Origin of the sequence: Halioxenophilus aromaticivorans, from assembly GCF_042850945.1 — a bacterium.
GTDB classification, from domain to species: Bacteria; Pseudomonadota; Gammaproteobacteria; order Pseudomonadales; family Cellvibrionaceae; genus Halioxenophilus; species Halioxenophilus aromaticivorans.
Window position 1 is genome coordinate 435,374 of the sequence record NZ_AP031496.1, and the last position, 19,389, is coordinate 454,762.

General features: G+C 51.2%; 17 protein-coding genes. 9 read left to right on the forward strand and 8 right to left on the reverse strand.

Annotated features, from left to right (window positions below):
* The first annotated feature begins 23 nt into the window (after positions 1-23).
* The 7 genes from ACGHM3_RS02055 to ACGHM3_RS02085 all read left to right on the forward strand — a co-directional run bounded on the left by ACGHM3_RS02055 (position 24) and on the right by ACGHM3_RS02085 (position 7,413).
* On the forward strand, positions 24-485 hold the full coding sequence (locus ACGHM3_RS02055) for a hypothetical protein (RefSeq protein WP_345419274.1): 462 nt from the start codon (positions 24-26) through the stop codon (positions 483-485).
* 5 nt (positions 486-490) lie between these two features.
* The gene (locus ACGHM3_RS02060; protein ID WP_345419276.1) at positions 491-2,206 is read left to right on the forward strand and encodes a hypothetical protein; all 1,716 of its coding nucleotides are present in this window, start codon (positions 491-493) and stop codon (positions 2,204-2,206) included.
* 106 nt (positions 2,207-2,312) lie between these two features.
* Positions 2,313-3,800 (forward strand): hypothetical protein, encoded by a 1,488-nt coding sequence (locus tag ACGHM3_RS02065; RefSeq protein WP_345419279.1) that lies wholly within the window; start codon positions 2,313-2,315, stop codon positions 3,798-3,800.
* 241 nt (positions 3,801-4,041) lie between these two features.
* Entirely contained in the window at positions 4,042-5,055 is a 1,014-nt protein-coding gene (gene legP, locus ACGHM3_RS02070; protein ID WP_345419282.1) for a Dot/Icm T4SS effector Zinc-dependent metalloprotease LegP, read from the forward strand.
* Positions 5,056-5,156: 101 nt separating this feature from the next.
* Complete coding sequence (locus ACGHM3_RS02075; RefSeq protein ID WP_345419285.1) at positions 5,157-5,375, forward strand: hypothetical protein; 219 nt, start codon at positions 5,157-5,159, stop codon at positions 5,373-5,375.
* A 66-nt stretch (positions 5,376-5,441) separates the two neighbouring features.
* Positions 5,442-5,822, forward strand: a complete 381-nt coding sequence (locus tag ACGHM3_RS02080) for a hypothetical protein (protein WP_345419288.1) — start codon at positions 5,442-5,444, stop codon at positions 5,820-5,822.
* A 34-nt stretch (positions 5,823-5,856) separates the two neighbouring features.
* A complete protein-coding gene (locus ACGHM3_RS02085; protein WP_345419291.1) occupies positions 5,857-7,413 on the forward strand; it encodes a M6 family metalloprotease domain-containing protein in 1,557 nt (518 codons plus the stop codon).
* Positions 7,414-7,566: 153 nt separating this feature from the next.
* Here ACGHM3_RS02085 and ACGHM3_RS02090 read toward each other — a convergent pair whose 3' ends face one another.
* Complete coding sequence (locus tag ACGHM3_RS02090) at positions 7,567-7,875, reverse strand: hypothetical protein (RefSeq protein WP_345419294.1); 309 nt, start codon at positions 7,873-7,875, stop codon at positions 7,567-7,569.
* Positions 7,876-8,072: 197 nt separating this feature from the next.
* On the opposite strand from ACGHM3_RS02090, the gene ACGHM3_RS02095 reads away from it, so the two are divergent.
* Positions 8,073-8,978 (forward strand): lactate/malate family dehydrogenase, encoded by a 906-nt coding sequence (locus tag ACGHM3_RS02095; RefSeq protein ID WP_345419297.1) that lies wholly within the window; start codon positions 8,073-8,075, stop codon positions 8,976-8,978.
* Positions 8,979-9,114: 136 nt separating this feature from the next.
* Here ACGHM3_RS02095 and ACGHM3_RS02100 read toward each other — a convergent pair whose 3' ends face one another.
* From ACGHM3_RS02100 to tkt, 6 genes are all read right to left on the reverse strand, one after another.
* On the reverse strand, positions 9,115-9,312 hold the full coding sequence (locus ACGHM3_RS02100; RefSeq protein ID WP_345419300.1) for a hypothetical protein: 198 nt from the start codon (positions 9,310-9,312) through the stop codon (positions 9,115-9,117).
* 2 nt (positions 9,313-9,314) lie between these two features.
* Positions 9,315-9,779, reverse strand: a complete 465-nt coding sequence (locus ACGHM3_RS02105; protein WP_345419303.1) for a GFA family protein — start codon at positions 9,777-9,779, stop codon at positions 9,315-9,317.
* Positions 9,780-10,151: 372 nt separating this feature from the next.
* Positions 10,152-10,742 (reverse strand): hypothetical protein, encoded by a 591-nt coding sequence (locus tag ACGHM3_RS02110; RefSeq protein ID WP_345419306.1) that lies wholly within the window; start codon positions 10,740-10,742, stop codon positions 10,152-10,154.
* 76 nt (positions 10,743-10,818) lie between these two features.
* Positions 10,819-11,979, reverse strand: a complete 1,161-nt coding sequence (locus ACGHM3_RS02115; RefSeq protein WP_345419309.1) for a phosphoglycerate kinase — start codon at positions 11,977-11,979, stop codon at positions 10,819-10,821.
* A 103-nt stretch (positions 11,980-12,082) separates the two neighbouring features.
* Positions 12,083-13,123 (reverse strand): glyceraldehyde 3-phosphate dehydrogenase NAD-binding domain-containing protein, encoded by a 1,041-nt coding sequence (locus tag ACGHM3_RS02120; RefSeq protein ID WP_345419312.1) that lies wholly within the window; start codon positions 13,121-13,123, stop codon positions 12,083-12,085.
* The gene (gene tkt / locus ACGHM3_RS02125) at positions 13,120-15,117 is read right to left on the reverse strand and encodes a transketolase (RefSeq protein WP_345419315.1); all 1,998 of its coding nucleotides are present in this window, start codon (positions 15,115-15,117) and stop codon (positions 13,120-13,122) included. The genes ACGHM3_RS02120 and tkt overlap by 4 nt, the downstream gene beginning before the upstream one ends.
* A 707-nt stretch (positions 15,118-15,824) precedes the next feature.
* Between tkt and ACGHM3_RS02130 the strand changes: the two genes are divergently transcribed.
* Positions 15,825-17,492, forward strand: coding sequence for a cellulase family glycosylhydrolase (locus ACGHM3_RS02130; protein WP_345419318.1), 1,668 nt, complete (start codon positions 15,825-15,827; stop codon positions 17,490-17,492).
* A gap of 53 nt (positions 17,493-17,545) precedes the next feature.
* Here the strand turns inward: ACGHM3_RS02130 and ACGHM3_RS02135 are convergent, their stop codons facing one another.
* Positions 17,546-18,985, reverse strand: coding sequence for an RICIN domain-containing protein (locus ACGHM3_RS02135; protein ID WP_345419321.1), 1,440 nt, complete (start codon positions 18,983-18,985; stop codon positions 17,546-17,548).
* Positions 18,986-19,389: the final 404 nt, after the last annotated feature.

The window sequence follows — 19,389 nt, forward strand, 5'->3', positions numbered from 1 at the left end:
CATTCTTATAACGGAGCACGGACATGCACCCCACAATCGCCGCATGGTTGGAATCGTCGCCGAAGCAACTAGACGAAATCTACCGCACAGCATCGGCAGGCAATATTCCTACGGGGGATACTGCCGGTACCGCTATTTTGGCCGGTAAAGGCCAGGTCACACAGTGGGTAGCAAAGTTGGCAGCGTGGCTTTTTTGGCGCGGTAAAATATTCGATATGTTCGCCGACGATGGCGAGAAGGGCATTTTGGTCAACAAAGTAAGCTGGTATAGCGTAAGCTTAATCGTTGCTAAAGTGTACCGGCAAAATAGCTGGCTGGACGGTGCGCCCTGCATTGTTATTGACTACGCCAGCACCTCGCTCTTAGCCCGTAAAATTCGCGATGAAATCCGCGAGGTTGAACCCGGTGTTTGGCTGGGCAATGTTTGGTGGGGCAAAACCCACATACTGAACTTTGCCCTCAGCCAAAAGACCGTGCAAGGCTAACCAACATGGCCATGGGTGAGTTGCGGGCGGTTAAAAAAACTCTGCGCTGGCTTAGCTATACCGCCTTGGCTCTCATTGTTATAGCACTGGCTTACGGTGTTGCGCGATTTGCGCCTAATCATCCACAAAGCACCTCTTCCGCCGAAGAGCATTTTAAATACGGATCCCTGGGTGGCGATCAGTTTACGGGTATCCCTGTAAAACTTTGGCAGGCCATGCCGCTGGTTTGTGCTAACACCTTGCACGAGCTGGCCGGCGGCAGGCTACCTAAGGACTACCTGGACCGAGTGGCGCAATACTATGGCGACGAGCGTGACCACAAATCTCGTCAACAACTCGCCCGAGAAGGCTACAAAGCGCTGGGTTTTATTTATGAAAAAACGCCCAGTGGTGAGGAACGCGCTTTACCCGTAGGCATGAGCCGACGCCACAGCCTGGGCCTGGATAGAACCTACTTAAATTGTGCCGTATGCCACACCAGTACCGTGGTGCCCGAGGTCGGCGATGCAGCCCAACTGGTATTGGGAATGCCGGCAAATTTATTTAACTTGTACGATTTTGAGCAGTTTATGATGCGCTGCATGGCCGAGGGCAGTGGCAGCCGAATTGTCCAGTTGGATTTTATCGCCGAAATGGAAAGCCTCTACGGGCGCTTAAATACGGTGGACAAACATATCGTTTACCCGTTGGCCATTTGGGCGTTGCAGGACACCATGCACTTTTTGGCCAACGTGGCGGGTTTTTCTCAACTTCAGCCACACTGGGGGCCAGGCCGTAACGATACCTTTACCAACAATAAAGTCTTCTTATACGGCTACGACTGGCGCAGCCGCATACCCGATTGGCACAGCACGGGGCGAGTAAACCCAGACGATATCGGTATCGTGGATTTTCCGTCGACCTGGTTGCAGGGCAAGCGTCAGCATCGCGACGACGGCCAGCCCATGCAATTGCATTGGGATGGTAATAATAGCAAGGTCGAAGAGCGAAATTTAAACGCTGCTGTGGCCACGTCTTCCCTGCCGGCCACTATTGATTATGCTGCGTTGGAGTGTATAGAGCAGTGGATGGAAACCTTAGAACCTCCGCGCTACCCGCTGCCGGTGAACCAACCACTCGCCGCGCAGGGCGAGCCGATATACCGCCGATATTGCGCTGACTGCCACGGCGCCAGTGGTCGGGATTTTAGTGGCCAGTATGTGGGCCACGTTACCCATATTGATGAGATTAAAACCGATCGCTATCGGTTGGACAATTACACCCCAGAGCTGGCCTTAAATATGGCCACCACCTACGCCGATACCGTGCGCACAGCTCGCGACCACACTTGCCCTGGTGGCGATACCTACCAAGCGGATAGTGCCGAGCGCAATTACCGCTACACCCACTACCGAAAAACCCGAGGCTACGCCAATGCCCCGCTTGATGGTGTGTGGGCACGGGCACCTTATTTGCACAACGGCTCTGTGCCAACCTTATGGCATCTGTTGCAGCCCTCGGCGTTGCGGCCAAAACAGTTTTACCGAGGCAACAATTTATTACACCCAACCGAAATTGGCTTTGAATATCGCTTCGCAACTAACAGCCAAAATCAAACCCTGTTTTTATTCGATAGCGCCATACCCGGTAATGGCAACTGGGGCCATGAGGGTAAAGCCTACGGCACGGAACTAAGCGATAGCGAAAAATACGCTTTGTTGGAGTATTTAAAAACGTTTTAACACTGAGCTGTATTATTTTAATGTGCTTCCACCCGTAGGGACGTTGGCCCAGAAAACAGTTAGCTCAGAAAACAGTTGGCCCAGAAAACAAACGTTAGGAGATAGCATGGCAACTTTAATCAGCGTGTTAAAACAATACCGCTATGCTATAGCAGGCTTTCTACTCCTGGTTTTAATTTTAGGCTACGTAGCTTGGGACCGTGGCTTTCGCCAATTGCCTCAGCCGGACTGGGTGTTCGCCGACGAAGACACCCGTTACAAATACGGCTCCATTGGTGCTGAGTATGACGCGGGAATTCCCTACTGGATTTTTCAAGTGCTACCGCGGGTATTTCCGGAGAAATTACCTGGCCCTGGTGGCTATGCTTCACTTGGGGTACCCTGGGAAGAGGGGCACGAACTGCCTATAGGCTTTGCCAAAAAAACCATCGGCTTTGCCCGGGTAGGCAACAACTGCGCTGTTTGCCACACCGCACAATACCGTTTAAACGGCGAAGATAAACCTGTCTTTGTACCAACAGGCCCCGGCCATACCAGTAACGTAGAGGGGTTTTTTACCTTTCTAATTGAGTGCGCCAAAGACCCGCGCTTTAACGCGGAGAATATTTTGCCGCAAATATTACTCAGCACTAAACTCGATTGGATTGATACCCTGCTGTACAAATATTTTATTATTCCCATCACGCGCAAACGATTGCTGGAAATGGAATATCAATTTACCTGGATGTTTAATCCAGAGTATCCGCACTGGGGGCCGGGCCGTGACGACCCCATGAATCTCACCAAATATTTTATGATTGGCGTAGAGCCTCCGGACGACGGTACCCATGGCCCTACTGATTTTCCGGCAATATGGCAGTTGGCAAAATACAAAAACGCTCCAAACACCGACAACCCCAAGCGATTAAACTACGCCGGCGATACCTGGGATGCCGAGTCTGTGGTGATTGATTCTGCACTGGGGATTATTGGTGCCGAGCCAAAAGACCTAAACCAATTTAATGCCACCATGGTGTGGTTGGAACAATATCTCAGCGCTTACCCGGCGCCAAAATACCCACTGCCCGTTGATGCAGACAAAGCCGCACTGGGCAAGGTTATTTATGACAAGGTCTGTGCCGCTTGCCACGCGGCGGTTGGCGATAAAGTAGGCAGACCGTTGCCCATAGCCGAGGTGAACACCAGCCCAGAACGATTGGCTACCTGGGGTAAAGACTACGCCATTAAGGCTAACCGAATTGTTACCGAGACGGGGATCGCGCGGCGCGGGTTGGTTGAAGAAGACCCCATTGGCTACAAGGTGCCTTATTTATACGGCCTCTGGCTAAGAGCCCCCTACCTACACAATGGCTCCGTGCCAACCCTGCGCGATTTACTCACACCGGCGCAGCAACGGCCCACGTCGTTTTATCGTGGTTACGATGTTTTGGATGCTGCCAACGTCGGCTTTGTAACCTCCGGTGCCAAGGCCGAAGCGGCGGGCACTTACTTTGATATTCAAGGTAAAGGCAACTCCAACCAGGGCCACGAGTTTGGCACCGACTTACCAGAAGAAGAAAAGAACCAGTTGTTGGAGTATCTCAAAACATTATGATTCTGTTAGTCAGAAATAAGTTCCAAAGCTAAAAAAGAATAACTATTTAAATTTCGCTTATTAATCCTACGCCTGGGCTTGCTGTAAAAAGGTTGCAAGTTTCATTCCCCCCAAAATATTGGTTTTTTATTTCAAAAAAACAATTTTACACAGGCTTGTTGTCATCAAATGCCTGAGATTTATTGTGAGCAGCCACCACAAATAAAAAGACAATCGCCAAGACAATTAAGAGGGTAGGTTTATGAGTGACAAAGAAAGTCCATTTCATTTTGGTATGTTCACAAGTGATGACGTAAGAACCGCGCATATTTCCGGGCCCACCTTCTCCAATAAAAAGGTTAGCTATTGTGTGGTGGACGGGCGTTGTTATGTTGAAGGTTGCATTGATATAGGCAGTGTAGAGGAAGTCGCAGCTCAAGAGCGGAGTCTTGCGGTACAGGATAAATCTTCATTAGAAAAAGGCGTCGGTCGTAGCGGAGATGAATATCGTTGGCCGAATGGTCTAATTCCCTACCTCATAGACAGCACATTGCCATCTCAGTCCAGAGTAACCAGTGCCATTGCGCACTGGGAAACCAATACGAAGTTTCGCTTTATTGAGCGCACAAGTACTAACGCCAGTAGTTATCCTAATTACATTCGATTCCGACCATCTACCGGATGCAGTTCCAGTGTTGGTATGCGAGGTGGTGAACAATTTATTAATTTGGCCAGTGGTTGCAGTACCGGAAGTACTATTCACGAAATTGGTCACGCGATTGGCTTATGGCATGAGCAGAGTCGGGAGGATCGCGATAATTACGTGACCATTAATTGGGATAATATCGAAAGCGGGAAAAGCCATAATTTTGATCAGCATATAACTGATGGTGACGACCTTGGTAGCTACGATTTCGGCTCTATCATGCATTATAGCGAATACGCCTTTTCTAAGAATGGTGAGCCAACCATTACCACAAAACCAGCAGGCCAAGCTATCGGTCAGCGCGCAGGGTTGAGTGCGGCTGATATCGCAGCTGCCCATGCGTTGTATAAATTTTGGTATTCGAATACCGCGGTTTTACAAACCTACAGTACCTACCATTCAAAAAATGCGTGGGGATATTTACAGGGATTGGGTTGGCGAAAAATCTATCCAGACAACGCATCCGCTGTGTCTAATGTTTTTGTAGCTTTGTGCGAGGCCAAAGCCAACGGTCGTAACACCAATGTGTACGCTGATGGCGAGCATATTTATCGCGCGTATTTAAACTAAGCAGTATTGTGAGGGAAGCAGGGAGCTAATTAAGATCGGCGGTCGTTCCTCATGGATGTGGGTTGTCGCCAATAAATCCTATATTAATCTGGAGAAATCCTATGTGGACTAATAACGTAGTTGTAAACCAAACCTATTGCACTCATCACGCCGAAAATTGCTGGGCTAGCATTGCCGGCAAGGGCTGGATAAAAATTAAAACCGGTAACAGTGACGGTGTGACCAATACTTTTATTTTACTAAGTGCTGCAAAGGCCAATGGCCGAAATGCCAGCGTCTATATTGTGGATAACTTAATTGAGCGTGCGTACTTACTTTGATGTGGCGCCTTATGGGTGAGATTCCATTCAAGATTGCAACCCAACCTAGCAAAAAGGAGTTCAACTATGAATCCAATTATTCATATTAATATGTACGCCGATGGCAGTGTATCGACCAAGAGCATAATGGGGGGTGGCGGCGATGCAACGCAAGAGGTTCCGCCTCCACCTTCCAATATCGATGTGTCCAATGGTGCTACGTCGTCTATTGATGCTGCTCCTGCCCCAACAGCTTTTCCGGAGCAAGCTGCGAGTACAGTAAGCACAGAGGCGCCGGGCCCCGAGACTGATATGGTGCAGAGTTCTGCACAGATCGATTCTGCGCCGCCACCGGTCGAAGTGGAGCGGCGCAACGATGATATCAACAGTGCGCCACCACCAGACTTCATGGCAAACAAGATGGCTGTCAATTCGGTAACGCAGGAACCGCCTGGGCCAGAGTTGTGATTTGGTAACTCCAATAACTGTAAAGGAGTAAAGTATGTGTCACGAACAATGTTTGTGTGTGGTGCCTCCCAGTCCTAAGTTGGAAGAGGATATCTACCGCGCGAAGAAATTTAAAGATCTCAATAAGGTGCTGGACAATTCATTCAGCTTTGATGTACTTGATTTGCGCAGTGCTGAGGCGATATTTTCTCGCCCAGCGAGAACGCGAGCTCATACCTTAATTGCTGCTAACGTCGACAGGGCACCAATTACCGGCACACGCAGAGCGCTGGTGGTGATGGTAGATTTTAATGATCAAGTGGCCACTCAAGCGCCGCAGCATTACTCGGATATGCTGTTTTCTGCCGGCACATACGCCACCGGCAGTATGCGGGATTTCTACCGGGAAGCCTCGTATAACCAGTTGGACGTAGTTGGGTCCGTGCATGGGTGGTATCGAGCACCACAAACAAAAGACTATTATACCAATGATGATTATGGCTTTGGCGCCTATCCTCGTAATGCGCAAAAGCTGGCTGAAGACGTCATAGACCTAGCAGCGCCCCACGTCGATTTTTCTGATTATGATAACGATGGGGATGGTATTGTTGAGGCTCTGGTTATTATTGTTGCCGGTTCAGGCGGCGAGGTGACCGGCGACACTGGGGATATCTGGTCGCACAAGTGGGGTATTAACCCCAAAAATTATAATGGCGTTTCCATTCAGACCTATTTTATGGCGCCAGAAGATGGCAAAGTCGGTGTGATGTCCCACGAGCTTGGACATCTATTAATGAAGTGGCCAGATTTGTACGACACCGATTATTCTTCTCGGGGTACCGGTCGCTGGGATTTAATGGCTGGTGGTAGCTGGAACAATGGTGGCGATACTCCCGCCCACCCCACGGCTTGGTGTAAATTAAAGGCCGGTTGGATCACTCCTAAGGTTGTGTATGACACTCAACAATCGGTAGAGATAAAACCTTATCACAGCAGTGGTGATGTCTATAAATTACCGGTGGGTTCAGAAGACAGCAAAGAATATTTTCTGGTTAGCAATCGCCAGCAATCCAGGTTTGATACGTATTTACCGGGCGGCGGCTGTATTATCGAGCACGTGGACGATAACCAAAGTAATAACTCCGATGAGTCGCACTACCTGGTGGATATTGAGCAGGCAGATGGTTTAGCCCAGCTCAATAGCAACGCAAACTCTGGTGATGCCGGCGATGCATTTCCGAACGGTGGCAACACTGTATTTGATAAAAATAGTACGCCCAGTAGTAATGCGTATTCTGGTGCGGGCAGTGACGTTTCCGTCTCAGAGATCGCAATTGATGGCGATTTGGTTCAGGCCATTATTAAAGTCGGTAACGTGACGAACACTACCAAGACTTGGCACAACTTTATCGAGGTTACTTCGGTTTACACTACCTATCACAGTCAAAATTGTTGGGCGGAGTTCGCCGGTTTCGGTTGGCGGAAGGTAGAAACTGGTAATGCTGCTGGTGTTACTAGTTCGCTGGCAGTATTGTGTGAGGCAAAGGCCAACGGTTCTAGAGTAAATGCGTATTTAGACGACGAGAAAATCTATGGGTTGTATTTAGTCTAGATATCCACAGCTTAAGAGTTATTGCATGCCCTGCAGTCTATTGACGACAAACTAGGCGATCAAATGTAATGCTTTCGCCCATATGGCTGCTAGCTTTATGGGCATTTTTTTAGATTTCAAGCCGTGGCATAAACCGTTGCATGAACTTCCCGCTTAGGTTGCGAAGCTTGAGATGGTTATACTTGAAAGATGAAAAAGACCGGAATGTGGCCCGCCGATGTAAGATGCCTCCGCGTCTATCACTGTGCCTGTATCCAGCTGAACGGTGGGATTAAAAGTAAATCCATCCACCACCGAGCCAAGGTAGCGGCTAACAAAATCAGGACCGTCCAAACTTACTGTCTGGGTTATCACCAGGGATAGCTCCCATTTGTCAGCAAATGCTTTTGCTGGATGGGCGGACTCTATACGCGCTTTAATTCGTGATAGGTTGGGCGCTGCGGGTGTGTTGGCCGGTGTCATATGATATCCAGTATCAATGGTTGAATGTTGCTTAATAGGTTTGTGATAGATGGGTATCAACTATCGCACTTCGATCATTGATATTACGGCTTTTATAAGTCTATCAGTACTTAAAGTCCTATGGTTTCTAATGTTTGTTTCGTTTCTATGAATAGGTGGCGAGTGTAATTGCTGCCAAATCTATTCAGGAGTAAGCCATGAAAGTAACCCTCGTAGGATTAGGTCATGTGGGCAAAAGCTTGGCCTTTGAGTTGGCTACCAGTAGTTTTGTGGATGAGTTGGTATTGATGAGCCGCAACCAAGAAGCGGTGATGGGCGAAGTGTTGGATCTGCGCCACGGCCAATTGTTCGTAGAAAAACCCACGCGTATTATCGCTGGCGGCGACGAGGATTCCGCCGGCTCGGATATTTTGGCCATATGCGCCTCAGCGCCCACGCCCCCGGGTATGAAAGATCGGATGCAGTTGGCGCCTAATAATGTGGCGCTATTGCGTTCGTTACTGCCACCGCTGGCCGGTTTATCGCCCAAGGCTAAAATCGTGATGGTTTCTAATCCCGTGGATGTGTTAGTGCATTACGCTTTGGAAATTACCGGTTTTTCACCTCAGCAGGTGATGGGTACCGGCACGCTGGTGGATTCGGCGCGATTTCGGCAACTGCTGGCCGATGAAATCAATATCCACATGGAAGACATCCGAGCTTACATATTAGGTGAGCATGGCGACAGCCAATTTCCGGCCATGAGTTGCGCCGACGCCGGTGGCGAACCCTTGGCGCCCACACCGGCGCGCTACGCGCTGTTTGAACAGGCATCAAAGGCGGGGTTTGAGGTGTTGCGGCGTAAGGGCTACACCAACTACGCCATTGCTTTAGCGGCGGCCAAAATTATTGAGTGTATTGCACGGGATACCAAACACACTCTGCCCATCAGTATTGCCGTGGACGGCTTTTTGGGCGTTAACGAAGTGTGTTTAAGTTTGCCCGCGGTGGTGGGCAGAGGTGGCGTAGAGCAGATTTTACACCCATTGCTGGATGCCAAAGAGCAGGCCGATTTTCGGCACAGCGCCGAGCTGGTGAAAAAGGTGATTGACGCTTGCCGGTGAACAGGCAAATGGTCTGCGGCCTAAATCAAGCGTTGAGCTCCAAGCAATAAGCTCAGGCCTTGCTCGCAATTCCCGTATTACCTATCACCTTCTCTTTTCGGCGCCCTCGGACGATAAGTTTATGGGTTATGTCGAATTAATTTAACCACATGTCGTCTTCGGCGGCGCTGCACCAGTAATGCTGGGGGTAGCACCGCTGGGAAAAATCCGCCGCCAATTGCTCGGCGGTTTCGCGGTGCAAGGTGGTAATCATTAATTGATTGCCATTGGCGTCTCGGCGCCACACTTGCCACTCGGTGAGATCTCGGGATGTGCTGTCGTTGTATGAAGTCATAGTCAGTTAGAGCTATTGTATTGTGCGAAAACTTCGGCGCCCGTCATGTCTTTAGTGCTATTCGCAAAGTCGTAATACGCGGGCTTTTCATCAATAAATATCTGGTGGTCAAACGCCACATCAGACACCGTAAATAAACCGGCTGGGTAGACGTAGTGCTCGCTGCCCAACAGGTGGTAGAACAAGTGCGTGCCGCAGTTAGAACAAAAGCCGCGCTCGGCCCACTCGGAGGACTGGAAACGCTGTACGTTGGCTTCGCCCTCTATTTTGCTATCACCGGCAGGCGTCAGTGCCAAAAATGGCCCTCCGCCCCATTGGCGGCACATGCTGCAATGGCAGGCACCCAGTTGTGTATTCAGCGTAGCGCTGATGCTCACCTTGCCGCACAGGCATTGGCCTTGGGCGTCAATGGTTTGTCGCGCTTCGGAGTTGCTGCAATCGTCTGTGGTGTTATTGGCATCACTCATTACAGCGTCCTTCTGCGTTAGTGGCCTTTATTTACCATGGTCTTAACGAGAGTTTACGCAAATTGACTATTACTTGTCACTAATGTGGACGCCAAAAAACGGCAAAAATTTGACTTAATATTCGTGCCGCAATCGGGTTGACTAGATTTTCGCCATTTTTTTGGCTGCTAGGCTTAAAAGCAAAGAAGTCGAAGGTGGGAATAAGTCGAGGCAGTGCTGAGTAAGGAATAGGCTGAGATAATGGCGAGTAGAGAATGGGTGCGTCATTAATAAGAATGAGCGCGCCACTTCCAGGGGCGCTTAAAGCAAGAGAGCTAAAAGCAACAACGCGGCCGAAGCCGCGTTGTTAAAAGCCGCCAAGAGCGATTAAAACTAGTCTTTTACTTGGAACTGAGCCGGGTCAAAGTAGCTTAGACGCATGGTGATCTCGCCGGACTTTTTCAAATCCATGACAATCATCATGACATTCAAAAAGCCTTTTACCCGCACACCGGCGGGGATATCAAACAATACCGAACCCTGGTTGTCGGAACGGATGCCCAGGTCTTGTTTGGCGCGCAGGCGAGGCCCGATTTTTTTCACCAATTGGTCTACCGAGGCGCGGAACACATCGCTGTTAAAGCCGGGGCCGTCGTAGGCGGAGTAATCTAAAGCCAGGTTCAGTGTAATTTTGGCTTGCTGGCCAATGTTAATGGCACCTAGGGCGATTTTATCGCCAGCCTTCAGGCGTTTAAACAGGTTTTTGGCGTTCTCTTTTTTGGCCTGCAATACCAGTTGTACCAAAATGCCACAACCTAAATCCAACACGCGGGGTAGGTCTACGCGTACTTGGTTGGGTGCATTCACCGTACTGCTGTGCTTGATTTCAATGTTAGAAAAGTCTTGCTCGCCGGCGGGTGCTACTGCGGCTTCGGGGTTGCCTTGTGAAGCTTGAGGTTCTGGGCTTTGGTTTTCTGCGCTCATATTGTAAAAGCTGATATTTATGGTGTAAGAGTGCGCCGCAGGTCAGCAGCGCGTGGATTAATAGAAGTGAACTCGCTTACTTGGCGCGCTCTTCCAGTACCGCAACGGCGGGTAACACTTTGCCTTCTACGTATTCCAAAAAGGCACCGCCACCCGTAGAAATGTAGGACACCTTATCGGCGATATGGTATTTGTCCACCGCCGCTAGGGTGTCGCCACCGCCGGCGATGGAGTAGCCGAGGCTTTCGGCAATGGCCAAAGAAACCGCTTTGGTGCCGGCGCCAAATTGATCAAATTCAAATACGCCCACCGGGCCATTCCAAATAATGGTTTTAGCGGTTTTGATCATCTCAGCCAGGGCATTGGCGGAGTCTGGGCCAATGTCAAAAATCATATCGTCGTCGGCAACGTCGTCGGTGGATTTTAGCGTGGCTGCAGCGGATTCAGAAAACTCTTTACCGGTAACCACATCGGTGGGTACGGGGATGGAGCACTTATCCATAAGAGCCTTAGCGGTGCCTACTAGATCGGCTTCGTACAAGGATTTACCCACTGGCTTGCCCGCGGCAGCCAAAAAAGTATTGGCAATACCGCCACCCACGATTAACTGATCGCATTTTTCCGATAAGGTTTCTAGCACTTGCAACTTGGTAGAAACTTTAGAGCCACCCACGATGGCGAGCATTGGCCGGGCCGGGTTGGCCAATGCGGTTTGTAGAGCGTCTAGTTCGGCAGCCAGCAGTGGGCCGGCGCAGGCCACGGGTGCAAATTTAGCGACACCATGGGTAGAGGCCTGGGCGCGGTGGGCGGTGCCGAAGGCGTCCATAACAAAAATGTCGCACAGAGCGGCGTACTCTTTAGCCAGTGCTTCGTCGTCTTTTTTCTCGCCCTTATTAAAGCGTACGTTTTCCAGCAGTACCAAGCTGCCCTCGGCCACATCCACACCCGCGCGGAAGTCTTTAATCACGGGTACATCGCGGCCCAATAGCTCGGCTAGGTGATCAGCAACAGGCGCCATGGAGTATTGCTCTTCGTACTCGCCTTCGGTGGGGCGGCCCAGGTGGGACATCACAATCACTTTGGCGCCGGAGTTCATGGCGTGTTGGATGGTGGGTAGAGCGGCGCGGATGCGGGCATCCGAGGTTACCTTGCCGTCTTTGACTGGTACGTTTAAATCTTCACGTATGAGTACGCGCTTTCCGTTTAGGTCGAGATCCGTCATGGATAGTACAGTCATGGTATATCTCCAATTAAGTGCTTAGATTTGTATTCGGTTCAACGCTTAGCTTGCGTCAATCTGTTGTTGTGTTGGTGCAAGCCGAGTGCGGTATTGCTGTTTTTTAATGCCACTGGCGGGCCCAAAAGCAGGCTACGTCAATCATCCGGTTGGCGTAACCCCACTCGTTGTCAAACCACAGATGCAATGCCAGTAATTTGCCTTCAGCCACGCGGGTTTGGCTGGCGTCCACTATGCACGAGCGCGGGTCGTGATTGAAGTCGCAAGAGGCAACCGGTTCATTTACATACCCCAACACGCCAGCAAAACGCTGTTGTGCGGCGGACTCTAACACTTGGTTTACCTCATCGGCAACGACCTCGGTGTTGAGTTGCAGGGCGCAGTCGATGGCGGAAACGTTCATCGTTGGCACGCGCATGGCCAAGCTTTGAAATTTACCCGTAAGCTCCGGCAAGAACCGTTCTATGCCTTTATCCAGGCCAGTGTCCACCGGGATGATGCTGGCAAAGGCGGAGCGAGTTTTGCGCAGATCTGTGTCGTGGTAGGCATCCAGCACTGGCTGGTCGTGCATGGCCGAGTGAATGGTCCAGGTGGTGCCGGCATTAATGCCAAAGGCGCGGTGTAGGGTATCCACCACCGGAATCAAACAATTGGTGGAGCATGAACCGGTGGAAATCACCCGCTCCAGGCCGGTGAGAGTCTGGTGATTAAAGCCGTACACAATGGTGGCGTCCACCTCGGCGGTGGCCGGGTGCGAAAATATAAACCGCCTGGCGCCTTGGTTGAGATGAGCCTCGGCCAGGTCGCGCTCATTGCCACTGCCGGAGCAATCCAGCACCAAATCGATATCCAGTTCGGCCCAGGGCAGTTGGCTTATGTCGGCCTGGTGCAGCAGGGTAATGCCCGGCTCGTCGTTTATCCAGAGTTTGCCGTCACGGGCCTGCGCGCTGCCTTGGAAGGGGCCGTGGGTGGAGTCAAATTTGGTGAGGTGGGCGATGGTTTTGTCGTCGGCCAGTTCGTTAATGGCGACAATTTTTAGGGGGGTATCGGTGGTGCTGGAGTGAGTTAGGCCGCGTTGGTATAGGGCGCGCAGTACGCAGCGCCCTATGCGGCCGTAGCCATTGATCGCTAGGCGGATGGTCACAGAACCGCGTTAACCGCCGCAACGACGTTGTCTTGGGTGAAGCCAAAGTGCTCCATTAGCACGCCGCCAGGGGCGGATTCACCAAAGGTGGACATACCCACTACGCGGCCATTTAAGCCCACGTACTTCCACCAGAAATCCTGGTGCAGGGCTTCAACCGCTACGCGGGCAGTGATGCTGGCGGGTAGTACGGCTTCTTTGTACTCGGCGCTTTGGGCTTCAAAGGCTTCGGCGCAAGGCATGGATACCACACGCACTGGGGTGCCGGCATCGGTAAGCTGCTTGGCAGATTGTACTGCTAGGTCTACCTCGGAGCCGGTGGCAATGATAATAGCCGCAGGCGCTGTGGCAGGCTCAACCAATACGTAGGCACCTTTGGCAACGTCGGCCAGCTGGGCTTCATCGCGGGCTTGTGGCGCCAAACCTTGGCGCGAGAACACCAGGGCACTCGGGCCATCGCGGCGCTCAATGGCGGATTTCCAAGCCACGGCCGATTCCACGGCATCACAGGGGCGCCAGGTTTGCAGGTTGGGGGTGGCACGCAGGGCAGTGACTTGCTCTACCGGTTGGTGGGTAGGGCCGTCTTCACCCAAACCGATGGAGTCGTGGGTGTAAACAAAGATGCTCTGCTGCTTCATTAATGCTGCCATGCGCACGGCATTGCGGGCGTATTCCATAAACATTAAGAAGGTGGCACCGTAGTTAACAAAACCACCGTGCAGGGCGATGCCGTTCATCATGGCGCTCATGCCAAATTCGCGCACACCGTAGTACAGGTAGTTGCCGCTGGCGTCCTCGGCGGTTACGCCTTTGGCGCCTGGCCACAGGGTAAGGTTGGAGCCGGCCAAATCGGCAGAGCCGCCCAGTAGCTCGGGCAGTACTTCGCCGTAGGCGGCGATGGCGTTCTGAGAGGCTTTACGCGAGGCGATCTTCTCGCCCTTGGCTTGGCACTCTTTAATAAAGGCATCGGCTTTCGCGGCAAACTCGGCGGGCAGATCTTGCTTCACTACCCGGCGTTCAAATTCCGCAGCCAGCTCCGGGTGGGCAGCGCGGTAGGCGTCGAATTTGGCCTGCCAGTCACTCTCTGCCTGGGCACCGGCTTTTTCAGCGCTCCAGCCGTCGTAGATATTCTGTGGAATCTCAAACGGGGCGTGTTCCCAGTTGATGGTTTTGCGTACTAGAGCGATTTCGTCGTCGCCCAGTGGCGCGCCGTGGCAATCTTCTTTGCCCTGCTTGTTGGGTGAGCCAAAACCAATCACGGTTTTACAGCAAATTAGGGTGGGTTTGTATTGCTCTTCACGGGCGCTTTCGATGGCGGCTTTAATAGCGTTGCTGTCGTGGCCATCTACGCCGGGGATTACCTGCCAGCCGTAGGATTCAAAGCGTTTGGGGGTGTCGTCGGTGAACCAGCCTTCGACTTCACCGTCGATGGAAATGCCGTTGTCATCGTAGAACACAACCAGCTTGCCCAGGCCAAGGGTGCCGGCCAGGGAGCAGACTTCGTGGGAGATGCCTTCCATCATGCAGCCATCGCCCATAAATACGTAGGTGTAGTGGTCTACCACATCGTGGCCATCGCGGTTGAACTGGCCGGCCAAAATCTTCTCTGCAGCTGCCATACCCACGGCATTGGCAATACCCTGGCCCAGTGGGCCGGTGGTGGTTTCCACACCCGGCGCATAGCCGTACTCGGGGTGGCCTGGGGTTTTAGAGTGCAGTTGGCGGAAGTTCTTCAGCTCTTCGATGGGCAGTTGGTAGCCAGTGAGGTGCAGCAGCGAGTAAATCAGCATGGAGCCGTGGCCGTTGGACAGTACAAAGCGGTCGCGGTTGGCCCAATCCGGGTTGGCGGGGTTGTGCACCATGTAGTCGTTCCACAGCACCTCGGCGATGTCGGCCATGCCCATGGGCGCGCCAGGGTGGCCGGAATTCGCTTTTTGGACGGCGTCCATACTTAAAGCACGTATGGCGTTGGCGAGTTCTGTTCGGGATGACATGTGGAGCGGCTCCTGTAAATCTGTGTGTAAAAATTGCCCGGATTCGACGCGGGCGCCATTTTCCCTTAGCTGGCCCAGGAGGTAAACCGCTAATTTGGCTAAAACAGCAATTAAGTCCAGCGATTGGCGCGCCTGTAGCAGGCTTTGGGTTGTATAAACACCTCCTTATATGACAGGCGCAGGTAACCCGCTGTTTGGCTTTGATGGTATCGGTGGGGGAATGCGGATTATCGCTTGCTTAGCGTTGGAGCACACGCCAGGGGGGCTCAAGGCAGTGACCTTAAAACTGCCTTAGTTGGAAGTTGACCCCGTGCGGGGGTTAGGTGGCAGTGACGCCCTAAAGCTGATTGTTGGCACCCGCTGACCTTTATCGTTGAGCGAAGGTTAGCCAAATTTTTGTGATCCTATTTAAATACGTGACCTTGTTAGCGTTATCGAGTCGGTCACACAAATCCTATTTGCTTTTCTAATCCCATTAATCTGTGAAGCTGTTTGGTTTATGGCTTGTGAAACTGGTTAACATCGCCATCAAATTCCCAGACGCAAAAATCTTTTTTCGCGTTTTCTGAGTGTTTCTTCAAATTAATTCTCAGCGTTTTGTTGTGCTAATAAAAAGAATTATTCGTCACCGAACTCGTTGTTTTCTGAGCGTGGCGGGACACGTAAGTCACATAAATTGGTGTTTTTTGTCATTTTAAGGAGGGGTAATGCTTTTTGGTAAAGAAAGACGTCGTACTTTTGGGTTGGCAGCTTTAGCGTTTTTAACGCTACCGGTAAACGCCGATGTGCCACCATTAAGTGTCAGTGGTAATCAAGTTCTCAGTGGCGGTGAAGTTGCCAGCTTTGCCGGCAACAGTTTCTTTTGGAGCAACACCGGCTGGCAGCAAGAAAAAATGTATAACAGCGCCGTGGTGCAGTGGCTCAAACAGGATTGGAATACGAAGATTGTGCGGGTGGCGCTGGGGGCAGATGAAGGTGGCTCCTACTTGGAGGACCCGGTGGGCAATTTACAGCGTATACAAACCGTGGTCGACGCTGCCATTGATAACGATTTGTATGTAATTATTGACTTTCACTCCCATCATGCCGAAGACAAAAAAGACGTTGCCATTAACTTTTTTACTCAGATGGCTGAACGTTATGGTGACAATAACCACGTTATCTATGAAATCTACAACGAGCCCCTGCAGGTAAGTTGGTCCCAGGTGATCAAGCCCTACGCTCAAGACGTGATCTCAGCTATTCGTGCGATTGATCCGGATAATCTTATTGTTGTGGGTACGCCTACCTGGTCGCAAGACGTGGATGTGGCATCGCAAGATCCAATCGACGGAACCAATATTGCTTATGCGCTGCATTTCTACGCCGGTACCCATGGCCAATTTCTGCGCGACAAAGCCCAAACTGCGCTCAATAACGGCGTTGCTTTAATGGTAACTGAGTGGGGGGCGGTGAACGCCGATGGTAACGGTGGTGTTGCCCAGGCCAGCGTAAATGAATGGATGTCTTTTTTAAGTGCCAATAACCTAAGCCACGTTAATTGGGCGGTGAGTGATAAAAACGAAGGTGCATCCATTATTTACCCGGGGGCGAGCCCCACCGGTAACTGGAGTGCGGCGGATTTGACCCCTTCCGGTACAGTGGTAAAAGGCATTATTTCTAACTGGGCGGGCGCCGGCGACGATAACGGTGATAACGGAGCTGGAGGCAATGGCGGCGGGGCAGGTACCGGTGGCGGCGGTGATAACGGAGGTGGCGATAATGGCGACCCCGAAGCAGACGTTACTTGTGAGCACTTGTTGGTAAGCCAATGGCACGGTGGCTTTCAAGGCGCTGTGCGCATCACTAATCACAGCAGCAGCCCGATTAATGGCTGGCAGGTGCATTGGAACTACAGTGACAACACTATCATCACAAACAGTTGGGGCGGAAATGTATCCGGTAGTTACTCGGCCAGTAATGTCGATTGGAACGCAACCGTTGCACCGCAACAAAGCGTAGAAGTTGGCTTTATCGCCAGCGGCTCGGGGAATGTGAGCGAAGTAACCGGTGAAATTTGTGGTGCAGCCACAGGAGGTGGTAATGAAGAGGTTGACGATGACTTACCAGCGACGGATAAAGAGGCAGAATCCGCTGTGCAGCGAGATATCACCAATGATTGGGGAAGCGGTTATTGTGCGGACGTGACTGTAAGCAACCCAAGCAGCGCGCCATTAATCTGGTCTATTGAGTTGCCCGTGGATGGTGTGGTGGATAACGCTTGGAACACAACCTGGTCACAAAATGGCTCGCTTTTACTGGCCTCTGGTGTCGATTGGAATGCAGAACTGGCCGCTGGTGAACAAACGCAATTCGGTTACTGCGCGCATTATTAATTGGCTTTAAAGGTCCGAGCACGCTCGGACCTTTCCTGCTTTTTAAAAAATAATTATTGGCGAATCAATTCAAACACCTGGTTATTGTTACCACTGATGCATTGCCACTGCGTTACATTGGCACCATCCTCGGTAGATAAGCCGGCTACATCCGCGCACAGCTCGCTGTTTCTGTTAATAATGCGCCACTTGCCAGAGCCAGCACTTTGAAATCTAAACTGCTGGTTGTAGCCGCCCCAGTAATGCCACAGCATTAAATTTCCGCCGTTTACCGTTGAAAAAGAATCCACCTCCAAACTGGAATTCGGAGCGCTAGCCGGGGATAGTCTGTGCCAAACACCATCCACCGGTGTGATCTGCCATTGCTGGCAGGCGTTATTCAGCCATGTCCACTGTTGAATATTAGTGCCATCCGCTGTTGCGCAATTGGCAACATCAATCGTCTTACCGCTGTGCACTGGCTGAATACGATAAAGCCCATTAACGGTGCCATTGTTGTCGTTGCTACCAGGAGGAGTGCCCACCGCGTCACAGCCGCTGACTCGCAGGCTGGAGTTACTGGTGCGCACCAACTGGCAATTGGGGTTGCCATTACTCACCGAACCAGACAACACATGGGTGTTGTCGGCATCTTCCAAAAATATGCCTTGTTTGAAGCTGGTATCGATATCCACCGAGTTCACCGTGGTGCCATGGCTACCGGAAACACTAAAAAAACCGCGGCCAGAATTACGAGAAATCACTCGCTCTACATTAACGTTCGGGCCGTTGTTATTGGCCACGCGGAAAGTCGCATAGCCGCCACCCCAATTGTTGTTGTAACCATTAACCGTACCCACAGAGCCATTGCGTGAATCATTTAACAGCAGGCCACTGCCACCGGAGTTGGTTACGGTAACATCCCCGATGCTAAAACCATCCACGCTGTAGGTTTCGATGGCATGGCCAGCTGAGCCATTGACGTTAATAGTGCCTCGTAGGGTTAGGTTAGACGCCGGGCCGGTAGAGGCATCCACGCGTATGCCCAGGCCCACCGGGTTGTTGTTATCCAGATCCATATTAATGTTCTCAAACACAATATCGGAACAGCCCCTAAACCAAAAGCCATAGCGGGGATTGCCCGTAACGGATAGGTTGCGCACGGTGACATTGTTTTTGCGGTCGCAGTAGATGGGCACCACCAGCTCGCCCCCGTTGGCGTGTATTTGATGGCCGTGAAAATCCAAAGTTTGATTGGAATTTGGCCGTATACCGTAAACATTACCGCCGTCCGGCCCGCTTTCACCGGAATTGCGGATATTAATGACACCGCTGCCTGCGTTATTAATGGCTGCATTCATCGCATCAAAAAACCGATCGCCTTGGTAAACTGCATTACCCTCCACCCGTGCCGACCAAGAGCCATCGCTTAATTTACTCACCTCTGCATCGGCACTGGCTTGGGCGTGCCAGGATAATAGAATTAGCAAGACAGAGCTTGTTTTAATCTTCATATAGTTTTCCTATGTTTGTTTATATGGTCCTCGTATGACTAGTGCCGGTGTGGTGAAGTGGTCGAAACCACTTTTATTCTTTTGTTATAGTGCAGTGAAAGGCCCGGGCGCGTTAATCCTCTCGCGCCAAAACCGCCCAGAGCACTTATTGCTCTGGCGAGCCAGTTTTATCATTAAGCTATTAATTATTATCGTACAGAGTTGGCAATGACTTGCTTTGAGGAAGCGGATTTAGCGTTGTGAGAACAAGTGCTCAGGGAGTTTATCGTTATTTAATTGTTTTCGATTAAGCTAGGCGCATGCTTGATGTGTGATGTTAATGCATAATTAAGGCTGGCTTTCAGAAATTGAGCATGTTGTTCGAAGATGCTGATAAGTTTAGCCGGCATTTGTATGTGAGGGAT